Origin of the sequence: Helcobacillus massiliensis, from assembly GCF_014191425.1 — a bacterium.
In the GTDB taxonomy this organism is placed as follows: Bacteria; Actinomycetota; Actinomycetes; order Actinomycetales; family Dermabacteraceae; genus Helcobacillus; species Helcobacillus massiliensis.
This window is the reverse complement of the sequence record NZ_JACHWP010000026.1, coordinates 1-15,095: the sequence shown is the minus strand read 5'-3', so window position 1 is coordinate 15,095 and position 15,095 is coordinate 1. Positions and strand designations below refer to the sequence as shown.

The following is a 15,095-nucleotide window of genomic DNA, read 5'->3' as shown; positions in this document are numbered from 1 at the left end:
TGAAGGCGTCGGCCTCTTCGTGCATAGCGGTGAGGATCAGCAGGTCAATGTGCATGGAACCCATTCAATCATCCAGTGCTGTTCGCTACTGTGGCCGTATGAGCCGCCTCGTTGAGTACCCGAAGATCGCTGTCCGTGCCGTCCGCCAGGCACCCCTGCCGGGCTGGGTGTACACCACCGGCTTCGGGAAGGCGCGGATGGCGACGCCGACGGGGGCGGTGCTGAAGCGCCACGCGGTGGACGTCGCCATGATCAACCGCACCCGCACCGTGTGGCTTGACCGCCACAAGGCTGACAACGGCGTCATCGTCTACCTGCACGGTGGGGCGTATGTGTCGGGGCCGTTCGCGTTCGACTGGCAGTGGCTGTCCGACCAGGCTGACCGCCGTGAATGCGCCGCCGTCCTCATCGACTACCGCTACGCCCCGGACTACCAGCACCCAACGGGTCTGCTGGATGCCGCGGCGGTGATCAAGCGGCTGTCGGCCGACGGGGTCCTCACCGACCTCAACTGGATCCTCGCGGGGCAGAACTCCGGGGCGGGTCTGGCGCTGGCGCTCGCGGATCGACTCGGCACCGGGGAGGCGGAGAAGGCGAACGTTCCGGCGCCGCGCGGCCTGGTGATCATGTCGCCGTGGTGGGACCTGGAGCTGAACAACACGGAGCTGACCGAGACGGAGCAGCGCAACCCGGTGCATGAGCGCCGACTGCTGCAGGCCGCTGCGTCGGCGTACGCGGGCCGCACGCCGCTGGATGATCCGTCGCTGTCGCCGGTGAACGCTGATCTGGCGGCGCTGCCGTCGATCCACCTGTCGGTGGGGCTGAAGGACATCTTCCTGACCGACGCGCGGATCATGCGGATGCAGTTCGAGCGCCAGGACCTGCACGTGGACTACCGCGAGGTGGCAGGGAAGCTGAACGGCCGCCTGCGGATGTCGCGCGGGGCGGATATGGAGCGCCTGCTGCAGGAGCAGGCGGAGTTCATCGACCGCGTCCTCGCCTGACCCGGCGCTCCATCCGGCACCCGTCGGCCTTCCCGCCGTCGCGCGGGCAGCGTTCTCCGCGCCAGCCGCGGGCAGGGTGCGCCGGGTCAGCCGCGGGAGGCGAGCACCCAGGCGAGGCCGATGGACGCAGCGAGCGACCCCATCATGCACAGCAGCACCACACCCATGGTGGCGCCGCCGAGCAGCGTCACGATCAGGACGTACACCAGCAGCGCGGTGATCATGCCGATGGAGCGGAGGAACTCGCCGCCGTCGAAGCGCCGACCGCCGGACATCTGCGTGAGCGCGTGGTGGAACCGCCACGTGAACAGGGCCAGCAGGCCTGCCGTGGCGATGCCGATGACCGCGAGGTTCACATGCGCTCCGGGGCGCTGACGCCCAGCAGGTCCAGACCGGTCACGGAGGACCGATTCGGTGAGGTCGGCGAGGGCGAGCCGGCCGGTGCGGACCTCGGCGTCCTCCTCCTTCAGGATCGGGCAGTGCTCGTAGAACCCCATGAACGCCTGCGCGAGGTCGAACAAGTAGGCGGCCATCCGGTGAGGGGCGTAGTCCGCGGCCACTGGCGGTCGCCGTCGGCCCGAACTCCAGCAGCTGGAGGGCGAGGGCGCGCTCGGCGTCATCGACCACGCGGGGTGCCGCAGCTGGCGCGGCGGCGCTGTCAGTGGCGGCGCTGTCAACGGCGGCCCCGTCGGCCCCCGACGCCTCAGCGGCGCGGCGACGGATCGAGCGGATCCGCGCCACCGCGTACTGCAGGTACGGCGCGGTGTTGCCCTGCAGGGCGAGCATCGGTCGAGGTCGAACGTGTAGTCCGAATCATGCGCGGTGGACAGGTCCGCGTACTTGATGCCGCCGATGCCGATCATCTGCGCGATCTGCTCGCGCTCATCCTCCGGCAGGTCCGGGCGGAGCTCGTCGATCACGCCGCGGGCCTTCGCGGTGCCCTCCTGCAGCAGGTCCATGAGGCGCAGGGACGAGCCGGAGCGGGTTCGGAGGATCTTGCCGTCCTCACCGAGCACGGAGCCGATCTTCACGTGCTGGGCGTCGACCGACTCCGGCAGCCACCCGGCCTCGCGGGCGGTCTGGAAGATCATCTGGAAGTGCAGTTCCTGCGCGGTGCCCACCACGTAGGCGATGCGGGTCGCGCCGAGCGTCCGCACGCGGTGGCGGATGGCGGCGAGATCGGTGGTGGCGTAGCCGAAGCCGCCGTCGGACTTCTGGATGATCAGCGGCAGCGGCTGCTCATCGCGGCCGGTGAAGCCGTCGGGGAACACGCAGAGGGCGCCGTCGGAGACGCGGGCGATGCCGGCGTCCTTCAGATCGTCGCAGGTCTGCTGCAGCAGGTCGTTGTAGGAGGATTCGCCGGCGAGGTCGTTATCGGTGAGGGTGACGTCCAGGGTGGAGTAGATGCGGTGGAAGTACTGCTTGGACAGGTCCACGAGGCGGCCCCAGATCTCCAGGGTCTGCTCGTCACCCGACTGCAGGGGTGGCGACGCGGGCACGTGCGCGCGTTGCGAACGCCTCGTCGCCGTCGAACTTCTGGCGGGCGGCCTGGTAGAAACGCGTTCGGGTCGGTCTCCAGCAGCTTCGCATCCGCGGAGTCCTCGCCCACGTCCAGCAGGTGCTCGATCAGCATGCCGAACGGGGTGCCCCAGTCACCGATGTGGTTCTGGCGGATCACGCGGTGCCCGAGGAACTCCAGGGTGCGGGCGAGCGCATCGCCGACCACGGTGGTGCGCAGATGGCCCACGTGCATCTCCTTCGCCACGTTCGGCGCGGAGTAGTCGATGACCACGGTGTCCGGGGAGGCGGGGACGGCGGCACCCAGGCGCTCATCCGCGGCGATCGCGGCGGTCTCGCCGGCGATCCACTCGGTGGACAGGGTGGTGTTGAGGAACCCGGGGCCGGCGATCTCCGGGGCCGACGCGATCCCCGTCAGGTCCAGGTGCTCCACGATCTGTGCGGCGATGTCCCGCGGCTTCTGCCCCAGCTTCTTCGCCAGCCCCATCGCGGCGTTGCACTGGAAGTCGGAGAAGCGGCCCGGCCGGATGATCGGATCCGCATCGCGGTACTCCTCGCCGAAGGCGGCGGCGAAGGCGTCCTGGAAACGGGAGGCGAGAGCGATATCCGGTGCAGTCATGAGATCCAGCGTAGCCATGCCCCGAAGGCGCTGGGTAGTCATGGCCTGAGGGGTGCGTCACCCCGGCCGCGCTCCTGGACGCGGCTCCGCGCCGAGCCGCACAGGGCGGGCTCGGCGCGGGCATGAAGTGCGCGCTCGGCGCAGGCGGGGGTCAGGCGGGCGAGACCACCGACGGGGCGGTGCCGGTGCGGGCTGCGAGCTCCGCGTTCTCCAGGCCGCCCACCACGAGGTTCTCCACGGCGGTCTCCGTGTAGAACGCCACGTGCGGGGTCATCAGCACATCCTCGCGGTCCAGCAGCTGCTCGAGCACGGGGTCGCCCAGGTCGCGGTCGCTCCAGTCGTACCGGTAGAACTGCGCTTCGTTCTCGTAGGTGTCCAGGGCGGCGCCGCTGAGGTGCCCGGAGTCGAGCGCCGCCAGCAGGGCCTGCGTGTCCAGCAGGCCGCCGCGACCGGAGTTGACCACGATCGCCCCGGGGGCGAGGCGCGCCAGCGCCGCCTGGTCGATCACGTGGTGGGTGGCGGGCATCAGCGGCATGTGCAGGGTGAGCACATCCGCGCCGTCCAGAGCCTCTTCCAGGCTCGGCGCGTACTGGCCGACCTCGGTGAACGCGTCATTCGGGTACGGGTCGTACCCGACCACGGTGGCTCCGAGCGCTGCGAACAGGCGCGCGGTCTGCAGACCGATCGACCCCGTCCCGAGCACGGCCACGCGCAGGGTGGCGAGCTCGCGGCCCAGGAGGCCGCCGAAGCGGAAGTCCCGGTGCTGCAGCTTCTGCTCGATCTGGGCGAAGCGGCGGGTCAGGTAGAGCGCGGAGGTGAGGGCGAACTCGGCGATGGCGTTCGGCGAGTACACCGGCACATTGGTGATGACGATGCCGTGCTTCTGCGCGAGCGCGATGTCGTACATGTCCGTGCCCGCGGTGCGGCTGGAGATCTGACGGATCCCCGCGGCCTGCAGCGCGGCGTACACCTCCGGCTCCGGCGGGATCACCTGCTGAACGGTGAGGGCGTCGAACCCGTCGACCATGCCGACGGTATCGGCGCTGAGGATCTCGGTCGTGGCCTCGACGTCGTGCTGCGGGTGCTCCTGCATCCAGCGGTCGAGGGCGGGGCGTTCGTCGTCACGGATTCCCATGAACAGGATCTTCATATCAGCCAGCTCCTTCAGGCTCGTGCGGGCGAGGCGCCCGCGTCGGTGTCAGCGGATCGGGTGGTCGGTGCACCGCCGGAGGCGGATGCGTCCGGGTCGAGGGGCTCATCGGCAGCGCCCTCGGTGACCGGTGCGCCCTGCGGCGAGAACGCGAAGATGCGGGCCTGGTACACGCCGATCTTCAGGCACAGGGCGTGCACAGCGGCGGCCAGCGCAATCGGGATCACGAAGTAGACAAGGACGAGGATGAGGATCGCGGCGATGCCGCCCTGGTCGAGCTGCTTCGCGGCGGCGATGGGGCCCACGAGACCGGAGTGGCCGAAGCCGGCGGTCTCCGGGGTGCCCTGGATGCCGAGGATGCCGCCCACGAGGCCGGTCAGGCCGCCCACCAGGACGAGCGGGAGGACCATGATCGGGTACTTCAGCAGGTTGCCCATCATCATCTTCATGGCCCCGAGGAACGTGGACCAGGTGACGCCGGCGTTGTTGACGCGGAGGCTGCCGATCATGAGGACCGCGGCGGCAGCGGCGATGCCGAGGCTGGCTGCGCCGGCAGCGGGACCGGTGATGCCGATGGCGAGGGCCACGGCGACCGTGGAGATCGGGGAGACGATCATGACGGCGAAGATCATCGCGATCAGGACCGACGCGGCCAGGCCCAGGCCCTGGGACGCCGCGATCGTGTTGATCAGCGTGCCGATCGCCGTGGTGATGAAGGTGACGTACGGCAGGGTGAGGATGCCGACGAGGCCGGCGATGCCGCCGCCGATGATCGGCAGGAACAGGACCGTCAGGGACCCGAGCCGGTTGCCGACCCACGCGAGGATGAGGACGGCGACGGACGCGGTGATCATCGTGTTGATGAGGTCGCCGATGCCGACGAGCATGACCCCGTCGGGGCTGAACTTCATCGCTCCGGAGCCGACGAAGCTCGCGGTGCCGACGATCACCGTCTGCACGGCGGTGAAGCCGAACTGCATGCCGATCAGCACGCCCACGATCACCGGCACGGTGAACTGGAGGCCCACGACCACTTGGCCGAGGGTGGTGAACAGGGAGATGTCGGGGAAAAGTCGCGCCAGGAGCTTGAACAGCTCACCTGTGATCGCGTTCGGGATGAGACCGACCACGATGCCGACGGCAGCGCCGTTCAGCACGCGGTCGAGGAACAGTTTCGGTGTCATGGGTGTGTCGAACACGCGAATGCCTTCGTGCTGGAGGGACACGGGAACGGTGTGTGCCCCGGGGGCGTCTTCCTGCGAGGAGCCTCGTGGGCCGGAACAGAAAGAGGACGAGGAAAGAAGGGTCGCTTCTCTGCTCGTCCTGGGTCCAGACTACGGGCGATCCGGGGGCGCTGCGAGGGTCTTCGGTCCCGCGGTCGCAGGAGCATCCCGGCACTTCCGGAGGACCGCGCGAGCGCGCGTCGGAGCCTGCCCCGTCGGCCCCGTCAGCTCGCCCCCGGCTCAGACGGCGGCGCCCTCCTGTGCGGCAGCGGCGCGCTCCGCTTCGCGCTCCCGCACGATCTGACGGGCCTGATTCACCGCATCCGGCATCGACGCGATCACGTAGTCGTCCGGCTGCAGGGAGGACAGCACGCCGGTGCGGTCCGTCAGGCGCTGGTGGCGCGCCTGGATCCCCTTCACGATGACGGTGATGCGGCGGCGGCCGAACGTCTTCACCAGTTCGGACAGGACGCGCGCGCCCGAGGAGTCCATGAAGCGCAGGTGGGACAGCCGCAGGATCACCACGTCCACTTCGTCGACATCGTCGAGGGAGGTGAGGATGCGGTCGCCGATGCCGAAGAACAGGGAGCCGTCGAACTCGATGAGGGCGATGCGCTCATCACCCGGCTCCGCCTCACCCGGCAGCTCCTCCCGGTGCACAACAGAGTTCAGCGACATGGCGCGCAGGGAGAACACCGCAGCAATGGCGATGCCGATCGCGACCGCCCAGATGAGGTCGAACGACACGGTGATCAGCGCCGTCACCACGAACAGGAACGCATCCGAGCGGGACGTGCCGATGATGTCACCGGCAGTGCGGCGATCCACCATCCCCACCGCCGTCATCATGAGGACACCCGCGAGCGCCACCATCGGGATGCGGCCCACGAGATCGGTCGCGAAGTACACCACGGCGGTGAGGAACAGGGCGTGCACGATCGCGGCGACGCGGGTGCGGGCACCGGAGCGCACGGACACGGCGGTGCGGGCGATCGCGCCCGTGGCGGGCATGCCGCCGAACAGGCCCGAAGCGATGCCGGCGAGGCCCTGGCCCACCAGTTCGCGGTCACCGTCATAGGTGCCGGCGGTGGTCATGCCGGAGGCGACGCGGGCGCTCAGCAGCGACTCGATCGCCGTCAGCGCCGCCACCGCGAACGCCGGGCCGATCAGGGACCGCAGCATGTCCGGGTCCAACGGCGGTGCGTGCGGCATCGGCAGCGACGTGGGCAGCTCACCGATGCGCGCCAGGTTCCATCCCGCGAGGTCCACCACGATCGTCACCAGGATGATCGCGATGATGGAGCCCGGGATGCGGGGGTGGATCTTCGGCAGCAGCGTCATGGACGCCACCACGATCGCCACGCAGACCAGGCCGAGGAGGGCATCCGTCGGCCGCACCCCGCTGAGCGACTGGATCGCCGCCACCAGGGCGTTCAGGGACGGTCCCGGCTCCACGCCGAGGGCCGACGGGACCTGCTGCATGAAGATGATGACCGCGATGCCGAGGGTGAACCCTTCGATCACCGGCCAGGGGATGAACGACACGGTCCGCCCCAGGCGGAAGAAACCGGCGACGATGACGATCATCCCGCCCATCACCGCCACGATCGGCAGGGCGATCATGCCGTGGGTTGCGGCGATCGGCGCGAGGATCACGACCATGGCGCCGGTGGGGCCGGAGACCTGCACGTGGGAGCCGCCGAACACGGCGGCGACGAACCCGGCGATGATCGCGGTGATCAGGCCCATTTCGGGGGCGGCGCCGGAGGAGATCGCGAACGCGAGGGCAAGGGGGAGGGCGACGATGCCGACGGTGATGCCGGCGAGGATGTCGCGGGGCCAGCTGGTGGGCAGCTCCCTGTAGTCAGCGGGCTTCGGCAGCAGCCGCTCCACTCCCCACAGGAGGCTCGTCCGCTTCCGCTCGGCCATGACCACTCCAACTCCCCGCTCGCCGGTCAGCAACCGGGTCATTGTCTCAGTCACCGGACGGGCGGGGAAGGGATCTGTGGTCACCCCCTCCCGTCACGCGGCGTCCCCGCCAGCGCAGCGGCCTGCCTGTCGGCGCGGGCGGAACCGCTGTTCTGGGGGAGCCCGGGGAACGGTGTCCACGCAGCGGTGCGCAGGCTGCGGTGCGCACGGAGCAGTGGCCGTGCTGGTCGCGGACCCCCAGGTAGGGTGTCGAGCGGTCCGGTCCCACTGTTCCCCCATCGCCACCCGCAGCACTGCACATCTCAGCCGGCCGAGCCCGAAGGAGTCCTGATGCGCCCCGTCGACACCGTCACCTACCGACGCCTCAGCGATGACATCCCCTCCGGGCTCGCCGTCGCCACCGCGCGGATCGGCCGCTGGGACATCGCCTCCACCATCGACTCGTTCCTCGACGTCTCGTACGACCCGCCCACGATGCTGCTCAGCCTGTACGGCGAGTCCCGCCTCGCCGAAGCGATCGAGGAGGCCGGTACCTGCGCCCTGACCGTGCTGTCCAGTGACCAGCGGGACCTCGCGGACCGCTTCGGCACCTCCGGTCTGCCGCTGCAGGGCATGCTCAACGGCGTCGCGCACGAGCGCGACCCGAACGGCAACGCGGTGCTCACCGGCGGCATCGCCTCGTTCGCTCTGGAGGTGGCGGATGTGCACCAGGCCGCGACGCATCGCCTGATCGTGGGTCGGGTGGTGGCGCTCGCGGACGGCACCGCGATGCGCCCCGCGATCCGCTTCTCCCGCACCCACTACGACATCGTCTGACCGGCAGCCGGTCCGGTCCCAGCCCCGATCCACCCCGCCCCCGGTCCGCATCGGCTGCCTTCAGCAGCGAGGCCGTGTGCAGAAGATGGAGCAGAATCGCCCTTTTGGGTCGTTGACCCGGTGGATCGGCTGATCTGCTCCAGGTTTTGCTCGCAGCCGCGCGCGGACCCCGGCGGCGGGGCCGTCCCCGCGACCTCCCGTGTGATGTGCGTTCACCCGCGCGCCGCGCCTCCATGGCCGAGCAGGGTGCGGGTCCTACACTGGCGAAGGACTCGACAGTGAGGGAGATATGGCTTCGGACAGGAACGCGTCGGACGACGACTGGCTCTTCGCCACCGACGATGGCTTCGTGCCCACCGAAAAGCTGCCCTCCCCGGAGGACTACGCTCGGATGCGTGCACAGCAGGCGCAGCTGGAGGACGACGCTGCCGCCCAGCCCCGTTTGACGCGCCCTGAACGCCCCGCCCCGGTCCGCGTCCCCGACATGCCCGACACCTCCACGCAGGAGATCCCGATCCTCGCGCCCGCGCCGGACACGGCTGCGCCCGCTCAGCCGGCGTCGCCCGCTGAGGAAGAAGCAGCCACCCGCCCCGGCGGCTCCACCGCCGTGCGGGTGCGCCGCGTCGATGACGACCTCGACGGGGAGAGCACCGCCGAGCACGCCGTGGTGAAGGAACCGATCCAGAAGAGCTACGCCCGCTCCGGCACCACCCCCACGGTGGCCCCCGAAGAGCTGAAGGCGTCGATCTCCCTGCCGGTGCAGTTCCGCACCGTTTCGCCCTGGGACGTCGTGCGCGACGCCCTCGCCGTCGTCTCCTTCATCGCCGTGTTCGCCACCACCGTCACCGAATCCGAGCACGTGGTGCTGGACTCCGCGGCCCGCATCGCCGCCGGCATCGGCATCGTCGGAGTGGCCGCCGCGTCGCTGATGCGGTGGAAGGCGAAGGACACGAACTTCCAGGTCATCCAGAACGTCCGCATGCTCTGCCAGATCCCAGCGGTGGTGGCGGTGCTCGGCGTCATCGGCGCTGACTTCGGTGCCTCACTGCCGGACCTCTTCCATCCCCTGCCCGACGGGCCCACGATCGGCGTCGGCGCCGGGGTCGCGCTGCTGGCGCTCGGCGCGACCGTCGGCGGTGAGCCGCCCCGGCACGAGGGCCACACGCCCGGTGAGAAGCAGAAGGGCTGGGCGCGGATGGCGCTGCGGGTCATGCGCGTGCTCGCCTACGCGTCGTTCGCCCTCGCGGTGGTGATGATGATCGGCAAGGCGTTCGCGGGAGCGCACCTGTTCGCGCTGGTGACCCTGTCGCATGCTGTTCCGAGCCTCGCGCTGATCGTCCTGTTCCTCGAGGCGGTTCTGCACCGTCGGCCCTCCTGGTACGTGTTCGAGGTCGGTGCGGTGGGGCTGCTGGTCGCCGGCGCGATCATGGATTCGTCCCTCGAGATGGAGTACGCGGCGCCGCAGTCGTTCTCCACCGGGTACGTGTGGCTGCCGCTGCTGTTCGTCGGCTTCGGCATCGTGATCAACCGGGCGTACGTCCGCTCGATGCCGCTGAGCTTCAGGCGCTCGGACTGGATCATCTACACGGTGCGCGCGTTCGAGTTCTCCCTGATCATGCACGTGGTCGGGTTCGTGTCCGCGCTCGCGTTCGTCGCCGCTGTGTTCCTCGGGTACGACGACGGCACCCCGCTGTCGATCGCCGCGATGAACGCCGCGTTCATGGTGGTGTTCGCCGTCGCCTCGGCTGTGGCCCGCCACGAACTGATGTGCCGCCATGCGGCCAGGGCCCGCACCTCCGGGGTGGTGATCTCGGTGGCGCTGGCGGTCCTCGGGTTCCTCGGCGTGATCGTGAACTCCGTGGTCGCCTCCGCCGGCGGCACCCTGACGAACGGCGGGCTGGCCCTCATCATCGGCATCGCGGCCGGCCTCATGCTGACCGTTCCGGCGCCCGTGCGCGATGAGCACGGCGCACCGAGCCTGGACCGCTGGTTCTCCGAGTTCCGCCACCGCGACCTGACGGGCACGGGCCTGTGGGCCCGCGTCCCGGATGTGGGCGACGAGACCCGGCAGCGCCGCACATTCCCCACCCTCTCCCGCTGATCGAAGAAGGCACTCATGTTCCGTTGGACCCTGCACGGCAACGGCCGCACTGTTGAACCCGGTCGCGTGGTCGCGCCCGATGAGCGGCTGAACTGGTTCGCCACCATCGGCATCGGCGCCCAGCACGTCATCGCCATGTTCGGCGCCACGTTCCTGGTGCCGCTGCTGACGGGCTTCCCGCCGTCCACCACGCTGCTGTTCTCCGGTCTCGGCACGCTGCTGTTCCTTTTGATCACCCGCAACCGGGTGCCCAGCTACCTCGGGTCCTCGTTCGCGTTCATTGCGCCGATCACCGCCGCGAAGGCCGACGGAGGCATCGGTGTGGCCCTGGGCGGCGTTCTGATGACGGGCGTGATCCTGGCGCTGGTGGGTCTGCTGGTGCAGAAGGTCGGGACCCGGTGGATCGGTCTGCTGATGCCGCCGGTGGTGATGGGGTCGATCGTGGCCCTGATCGGCTTCAACCTGGCGCCCACCGCATACGAGAACTTCCAGAAGTCGACCGTGACGGCGGTGGTGACGCTGGCGGCGGTGGTGCTGTGCACGTCGATCTTCCGGGGCCTGCTGGGCCGCATCTCCGTGCTGATCGGTGTGGCGATCGGCTACGCGGTTGCGGTGGTCCGCGGGGAGGTGGACTTCACGATGGTGAATGAGGCTCCTCTGCTGGGGCTTCCGCCGTTCCACTTCCCGGAGTTCCACCCGTCGGTGCTGCCGATGTTCCTGCCGGTGGTGCTGGTGCTGCTGGCGGAGAACGTGGGGCATGTGCGGTCGCTGTCGCTGATGACCGGGAAGCCGCTGGATCGGATGATGGGCCGCACCCTGTTCTCCGACGGCCTCGCCACGACGCTGTCCGCCACGTTCGGCGGCTCGCCCACCACCACGTACGGCGAGAACATCGGCGTCATGAGCGCCACCCGCGTGTACTCCACGGCCGCGTACTGGGTGGCGGGCATCACGGCGATCCTGCTGGCGATGAGCCCGAAGGTGGGGGCGCTGATCTTCACGATCCCCCCGGGTGTCCTCGGTGGTGTCACGTTCATCCTGTACGGCCTGATCGGCATCGTGGGTGTGCGCATGTGGGTGGACGGCGTGGTGGACTTCTCCCGCCCGAAGAACCAGTTCACGGCGGGTGTGGCGCTCGTGGTGGGCATCGCGAACGTGACCTGGCAGTTCGGTGACATCACCTTCAACGGCATTGCGCTGGGGTCGCTGGCGGCGCTGGCGATCTACCACGTGATGAACTCGCTGGGCCGCGTGTTCGGCACGGACGAGCCCGCTCACTGACGTGTCCGGCACCGACTCGACTGGCCCGGACCCGTCGGTCCGGCCGGCATCCCCGGACCCGACGGGCCGGCCCGGGTGGGCGCCGTTCCTGCAGGTGGGGGTGCGGGTCACCGCCCGCTACCGGCTGCCGACGGATGCCGCGTTCCGAGCGTCCGACGCTCTCGGGTACATCCGCGCCGTGGACGAGGAGACCATTACGGTGGAGACGAAGCGGGGCTTCGCGCGGATTCCGCGGCCGATCATCACCGCGGTGAAGGAAGTGCCGCCCCCGCCTCCGAGGCGCCGACCCCGCTCCCAGTCCTGACCGTTTCGCGGTGATCTCGCCGGTAGGATGGCCGCATGGCTTCCAGCTCTGAATTCGTCAACCGCCCCTTCCACAGCCTGCCGGTCGAGCGCGACCTCGTCGCGATGCGGCAGCTGATCCCGTCGGCCACCATGACCGCGCGCACCACCGCCGAGCACGGCGCCCACGAGGTGGAGATCGCGACGATCCTGCCGATGAACTGGCCGTCCTGCAAGCGTGAGGACGGCACCGTGCTGCTCGGCATGCAGGCCACCGTTCCGGGGTCGGACGTGTCCCGCGGCCTCGGCCAGGCGCTGCTGTCGGCGCTGGAGGCGGATCCGGGCACGTCGTTCGCGCAGGTGGAGATGACGGAGGAGTCGCCGCGCCTGCAGGACCTCCTCGACCCCGAGGGCTTCGGCCCCCTGGAGATCCACGATGACTTCGAGTTCTGGATCGATGCGGGCGCGGAGCGCACCGATGAGCTCGATGAGGGCCTGAAGCAGGCGAACGACGCCATCATGATCACCCGCGCCGTGGACGGCCTCGACCACGGCTTCTGGGTGGACGCGGGTCCGAAGGAGCACCTGCGCTGGGTGTTCGACGCACCCGAGGACAGGGTCATCGACGCGATCGCCCGCCTGCACGCCCGCCGCGAGTCTGCGATCACCGACGGCACGAAGTTCGTCGGCTCCTTCCGCGCCGACGGCCTCACCATCCCCGTGTGGGACCTGCCGAAGGGCTTCGGGGCCGACGGGGTCGCCGAGCACGCGGAGGAGTTCTCGAAGCGGTTCCTGGAGGCGCTGAACACTGATGAGCCGCTGACGGGTGCGGAGCGCCGCGCCCGCGGCGGCGTCCTGAGCCGGCAGGTCACGCTGCGATGACCGGCATCGAGGGGGCCCGCGTGCAGCACGCGGCAGTGGTGATCCCGGCGAAGGACGAGGCCGCCCGCATCGAGGCGACCGTCCAGGCCGCGTTCTCCATTCCGCGGGTGGACCTCGTGGTCGTGGTGGATGACGGTTCGACCGATGCCACCGCCGCGATCGCGCAGGGGGCGGGCGCCCTCGTGGTGCGTCACCGCGTCAACCAGGGCAAAGCGGCCGCGATGGCGACCGGTGCGCGCCTGATTGCGATGCGGGAGAACGCCGACCGGGCCGACGGGGCCGGGGACCATATCGAGCACATTGAGGAGCCGGTGCCGGGCCACACGGGTGAACTGCCCGTGGTGCTGGAGGACGGGGAGGACGCGCCGGTGCTGGCGCGGCCGATCCTGTTCATCGACGGCGACATGCAGGACTCGGCGGCGAACGCCGCCCCGCTGATCGACGCGGTTCTGGATGACGGCGTGGACATGGCGATTGCGACCCTGCCGCCGCAGGAGGGCGCCGCGGGGATGGGCCTGGTGGTCCGCACGGCCCGCAACGGCATTGAGCGCGCGACCGGTTTCGTGGCGGAGCAGCCGCTGTCGGGCACGCGCTGCATCACCCGGGAGACGTGGGACGCGGTGCAGCCGCTCGCCCCGGGCTGGGGTGTGGAGACGGGACTGACGATCGACGCGCTGGACAAGGGCTTCTGGGTGAAGGAGATCCCCGCGGAGCTCTCCCACCGCGCCACGGGCCGCGACATGCGCTCGCAGCTGCACCGTGCGGCGCAGCTGCGGGATGTGATGCGGGCGCTGCGCTCCCGCCGCCACCTGTCGCCGAACGACCCGCTGGAGGAGCCCGTCGGCGACCAGGCCGACGAGACGGACTAGCGGCCTTTCCCGCTGACACGCGGCAGAAGCGCGAGCTGGACAAGCGTGCCGACGGCAAAGGCCGCGGCGAGCAGCGCCAGGCCCGTATCGTTCGTCAGCGCACCGATCCACGCACCCAGCACGGCGATGCTCCTGAGCGCCCGACCGAGCGGCGCCTGTGCATCCCAGGCACTCACACGCCGCGAAGTGACCGCGAGCACCGTCAGCGCGACGATGATCAGCATGCCCGGCACCGCCACGACCGGATACAGCCACAGCGGCTCCAGCATCCGCACCGTCCGGCTCACCACCATCGAGGCTGCGGCCGACGGATCCTCCACCAGCAGCGCCGCGAAGTCCCCCAGGTGTGTGCGGGCACCGGCACCGCGCGACGCATCCAGCGCCGCCACCGTCGCGAGCAGAACAGCACCCGCAGCGCCCGCGACCAGCACATGCACGGGCCGCAGACGCACACCGCACGCCGCCATCACAGCGAGCAACAGCACCGGCCCGAAGATCAGGGAGCTGCCGGCGTCGGCGCCGAACTGCGGCGCCGCGGACACCACCAGCACCACCAGACCGCTGACACCCACGACCAGGGTGCGGACCAGGCGCGACAGCTGCGGTGCGGCGTGCAGCAGCGCGATCAGGCCCATCGCCCACCCGGCGAGCACGAACGCCGTCAGATGGTTCGACATCCCGTAGAACCGGCCGCCGTACAGCGGCTGATTCCCCAGCAGGGACGCCAGCTGCAGCCGCGACCCCGTCAGCGAATCCAGCAGGATGACGCCCGCGAGGACGGCGCCGGCGGCCGCGGCGTCGAGCCCGCGCACCGTCAGCACCCGTCGGCCCCGGCCCTGCGCGGACGCGAGGCGCGGCAGGAGGCGCCGCACTGAGACCTCCACCACGACCAGGCCGACGGTCGCCACCACGAGGATGTACCCGAGCACCGTCGCGGCCGGCCACGGCGACAGCGGCCACGGAACCGTGGACGTGGTCAGGCCGGCCGCCACCGCGAGCAGACCGAACGTCAGCACTGCGGTGGTGCGGCCCAGCGCCGCGAGCACCGCCCCGACCAGGGCGATCACGCCGATCACCGCGACCAGGATCGGCGTCAGGTCATCCATTGCGCGGGCCGTCAGCGTCAGCGCCTCGGCATGGTCGCGGGAACTGTCCGTGCCGAGCGGCTCCACCGCCCGCACCGAGTCCTCGGCGAGGTCGAGGTTCGTGACGAGGCCCTGCTGACGCGTGGACGTGGAGGTGAGGGAGCGGTTCGTGGCCCAGCGGGAGTCCATCACGACCTGCAGGTTCAGCGGCACCTCCAGGTTGAACGTGTCGCGCTGCTCCTCGGCGGCGTCGGCCCGGTCGGCGGGCGGGTCGGTCATGCCGATGCTCGCCACCGCGATCGCGGGTCGACGGGGCGGGGTCGTGGTGGTGATGCA

12 protein-coding genes and 1 pseudogene are annotated in these 15,095 nt (G+C 70.2%); 7 read left to right on the top strand and 6 right to left on the bottom strand.

Annotated elements, in window-relative coordinates; translation table 11 throughout:
- The first annotated feature begins 98 nt into the window (after positions 1-98).
- Positions 99-1,004: an alpha/beta hydrolase fold domain-containing protein gene (locus FHX50_RS11760; RefSeq protein ID WP_183377286.1), complete on the top strand. Its 906-nt coding sequence runs from the start codon at positions 99-101 to the stop codon at positions 1,002-1,004.
- An 86-nt stretch (positions 1,005-1,090) separates the two neighbouring features.
- Here the strand turns inward: FHX50_RS11760 and argS (FHX50_RS12480) are convergent, their stop codons facing one another.
- The 5 genes from argS (FHX50_RS12480) to FHX50_RS11735 form a co-directional block, all read right to left on the bottom strand.
- Entirely contained in the window at positions 1,091-2,434 is a 1,344-nt protein-coding gene (gene argS / locus FHX50_RS12480; RefSeq protein WP_425485182.1) for an arginine--tRNA ligase domain-containing protein, read from the bottom strand.
- Entirely contained in the window at positions 2,317-3,141 is an 825-nt protein-coding gene (gene argS / locus FHX50_RS12475) for an arginine--tRNA ligase domain-containing protein (protein WP_425485181.1), read from the bottom strand. The genes argS (FHX50_RS12480) and argS (FHX50_RS12475) overlap by 118 nt, the downstream gene beginning before the upstream one ends.
- 151 nt (positions 3,142-3,292) lie before the next feature.
- Positions 3,293-4,291: a D-2-hydroxyacid dehydrogenase gene (locus tag FHX50_RS11745; protein ID WP_183377283.1), complete on the bottom strand. Its 999-nt coding sequence runs from the start codon at positions 4,289-4,291 to the stop codon at positions 3,293-3,295.
- A gap of 14 nt (positions 4,292-4,305) precedes the next feature.
- On the bottom strand, positions 4,306-5,490 hold the full coding sequence (locus tag FHX50_RS11740) for a PTS sugar transporter subunit IIC (RefSeq protein WP_221187362.1): 1,185 nt from the start codon (positions 5,488-5,490) through the stop codon (positions 4,306-4,308).
- 264 nt (positions 5,491-5,754) lie between these two features.
- Entirely contained in the window at positions 5,755-7,443 is a 1,689-nt protein-coding gene (locus tag FHX50_RS11735) for a SulP family inorganic anion transporter (RefSeq protein ID WP_183377282.1), read from the bottom strand.
- Between the two features lie 330 nt (positions 7,444-7,773).
- Between FHX50_RS11735 and FHX50_RS11730 the strand changes: the two genes are divergently transcribed.
- The 6 genes from FHX50_RS11730 (at position 7,774) to FHX50_RS11705 (ending at position 13,674) form a co-directional block, all read left to right on the top strand.
- Complete coding sequence (locus FHX50_RS11730; protein ID WP_183377281.1) at positions 7,774-8,259, top strand: flavin reductase family protein; 486 nt, start codon at positions 7,774-7,776, stop codon at positions 8,257-8,259.
- A gap of 289 nt (positions 8,260-8,548) precedes the next feature.
- On the top strand, positions 8,549-10,360 hold the full coding sequence (locus FHX50_RS11725; RefSeq protein WP_183377353.1) for a DUF7937 domain-containing protein: 1,812 nt from the start codon (positions 8,549-8,551) through the stop codon (positions 10,358-10,360).
- A gap of 15 nt (positions 10,361-10,375) precedes the next feature.
- Positions 10,376-11,641: a uracil-xanthine permease family protein gene (locus FHX50_RS11720; protein WP_183377352.1), complete on the top strand. Its 1,266-nt coding sequence runs from the start codon at positions 10,376-10,378 to the stop codon at positions 11,639-11,641.
- A gap of 1 nt (position 11,642) precedes the next feature.
- Complete coding sequence (locus tag FHX50_RS12225; RefSeq protein ID WP_246371110.1) at positions 11,643-11,945, top strand: putative acetyltransferase; 303 nt, start codon at positions 11,643-11,645, stop codon at positions 11,943-11,945.
- Positions 11,946-11,980: 35 nt separating this feature from the next.
- A complete protein-coding gene (locus FHX50_RS11710) occupies positions 11,981-12,805 on the top strand; it encodes a DUF5926 family protein (RefSeq protein WP_183377351.1) in 825 nt (274 codons plus the stop codon).
- Positions 12,802-13,674, top strand: coding sequence for a glycosyltransferase (locus FHX50_RS11705; RefSeq protein ID WP_183377350.1), 873 nt, complete (start codon positions 12,802-12,804; stop codon positions 13,672-13,674). The genes FHX50_RS11710 and FHX50_RS11705 overlap by 4 nt, the downstream gene beginning before the upstream one ends.
- On the opposite strand, the pseudogene FHX50_RS11700 reads toward FHX50_RS11705, so the two are convergent.
- A pseudogene (locus FHX50_RS11700) lies at positions 13,671-15,095 on the bottom strand (hypothetical protein); the annotation flags it as partial. The gene FHX50_RS11705 and the pseudogene FHX50_RS11700 sit on opposite strands and share 4 nt — an antisense overlap.

Coding starts and splice junctions, on each gene's coding strand:
- FHX50_RS11760 (WP_183377286.1), top strand. CDS start 99: ATGAGCCGCCTCGTTGAGTACCCGAAGATCGCTGTCCGTGCCGTCCGC.
- FHX50_RS11720 (WP_183377352.1), top strand. CDS start 10,376: ATGTTCCGTTGGACCCTGCACGGCAACGGCCGCACTGTTGAACCCGGT.
- FHX50_RS11745 (WP_183377283.1), bottom strand. CDS start 4,291: ATGAAGATCCTGTTCATGGGAATCCGTGACGACGAACGCCCCGCCCTC.
- FHX50_RS11705 (WP_183377350.1), top strand. CDS start 12,802: ATGACCGGCATCGAGGGGGCCCGCGTGCAGCACGCGGCAGTGGTGATC.
- FHX50_RS11725 (WP_183377353.1), top strand. CDS start 8,549: ATGGCTTCGGACAGGAACGCGTCGGACGACGACTGGCTCTTCGCCACC.
- FHX50_RS11730 (WP_183377281.1), top strand. CDS start 7,774: ATGCGCCCCGTCGACACCGTCACCTACCGACGCCTCAGCGATGACATC.
- FHX50_RS11710 (WP_183377351.1), top strand. CDS start 11,981: ATGGCTTCCAGCTCTGAATTCGTCAACCGCCCCTTCCACAGCCTGCCG.
- FHX50_RS11735 (WP_183377282.1), bottom strand. CDS start 7,443: ATGGCCGAGCGGAAGCGGACGAGCCTCCTGTGGGGAGTGGAGCGGCTG.
- argS (WP_425485181.1), bottom strand. CDS start 3,141: ATGACTGCACCGGATATCGCTCTCGCCTCCCGTTTCCAGGACGCCTTC.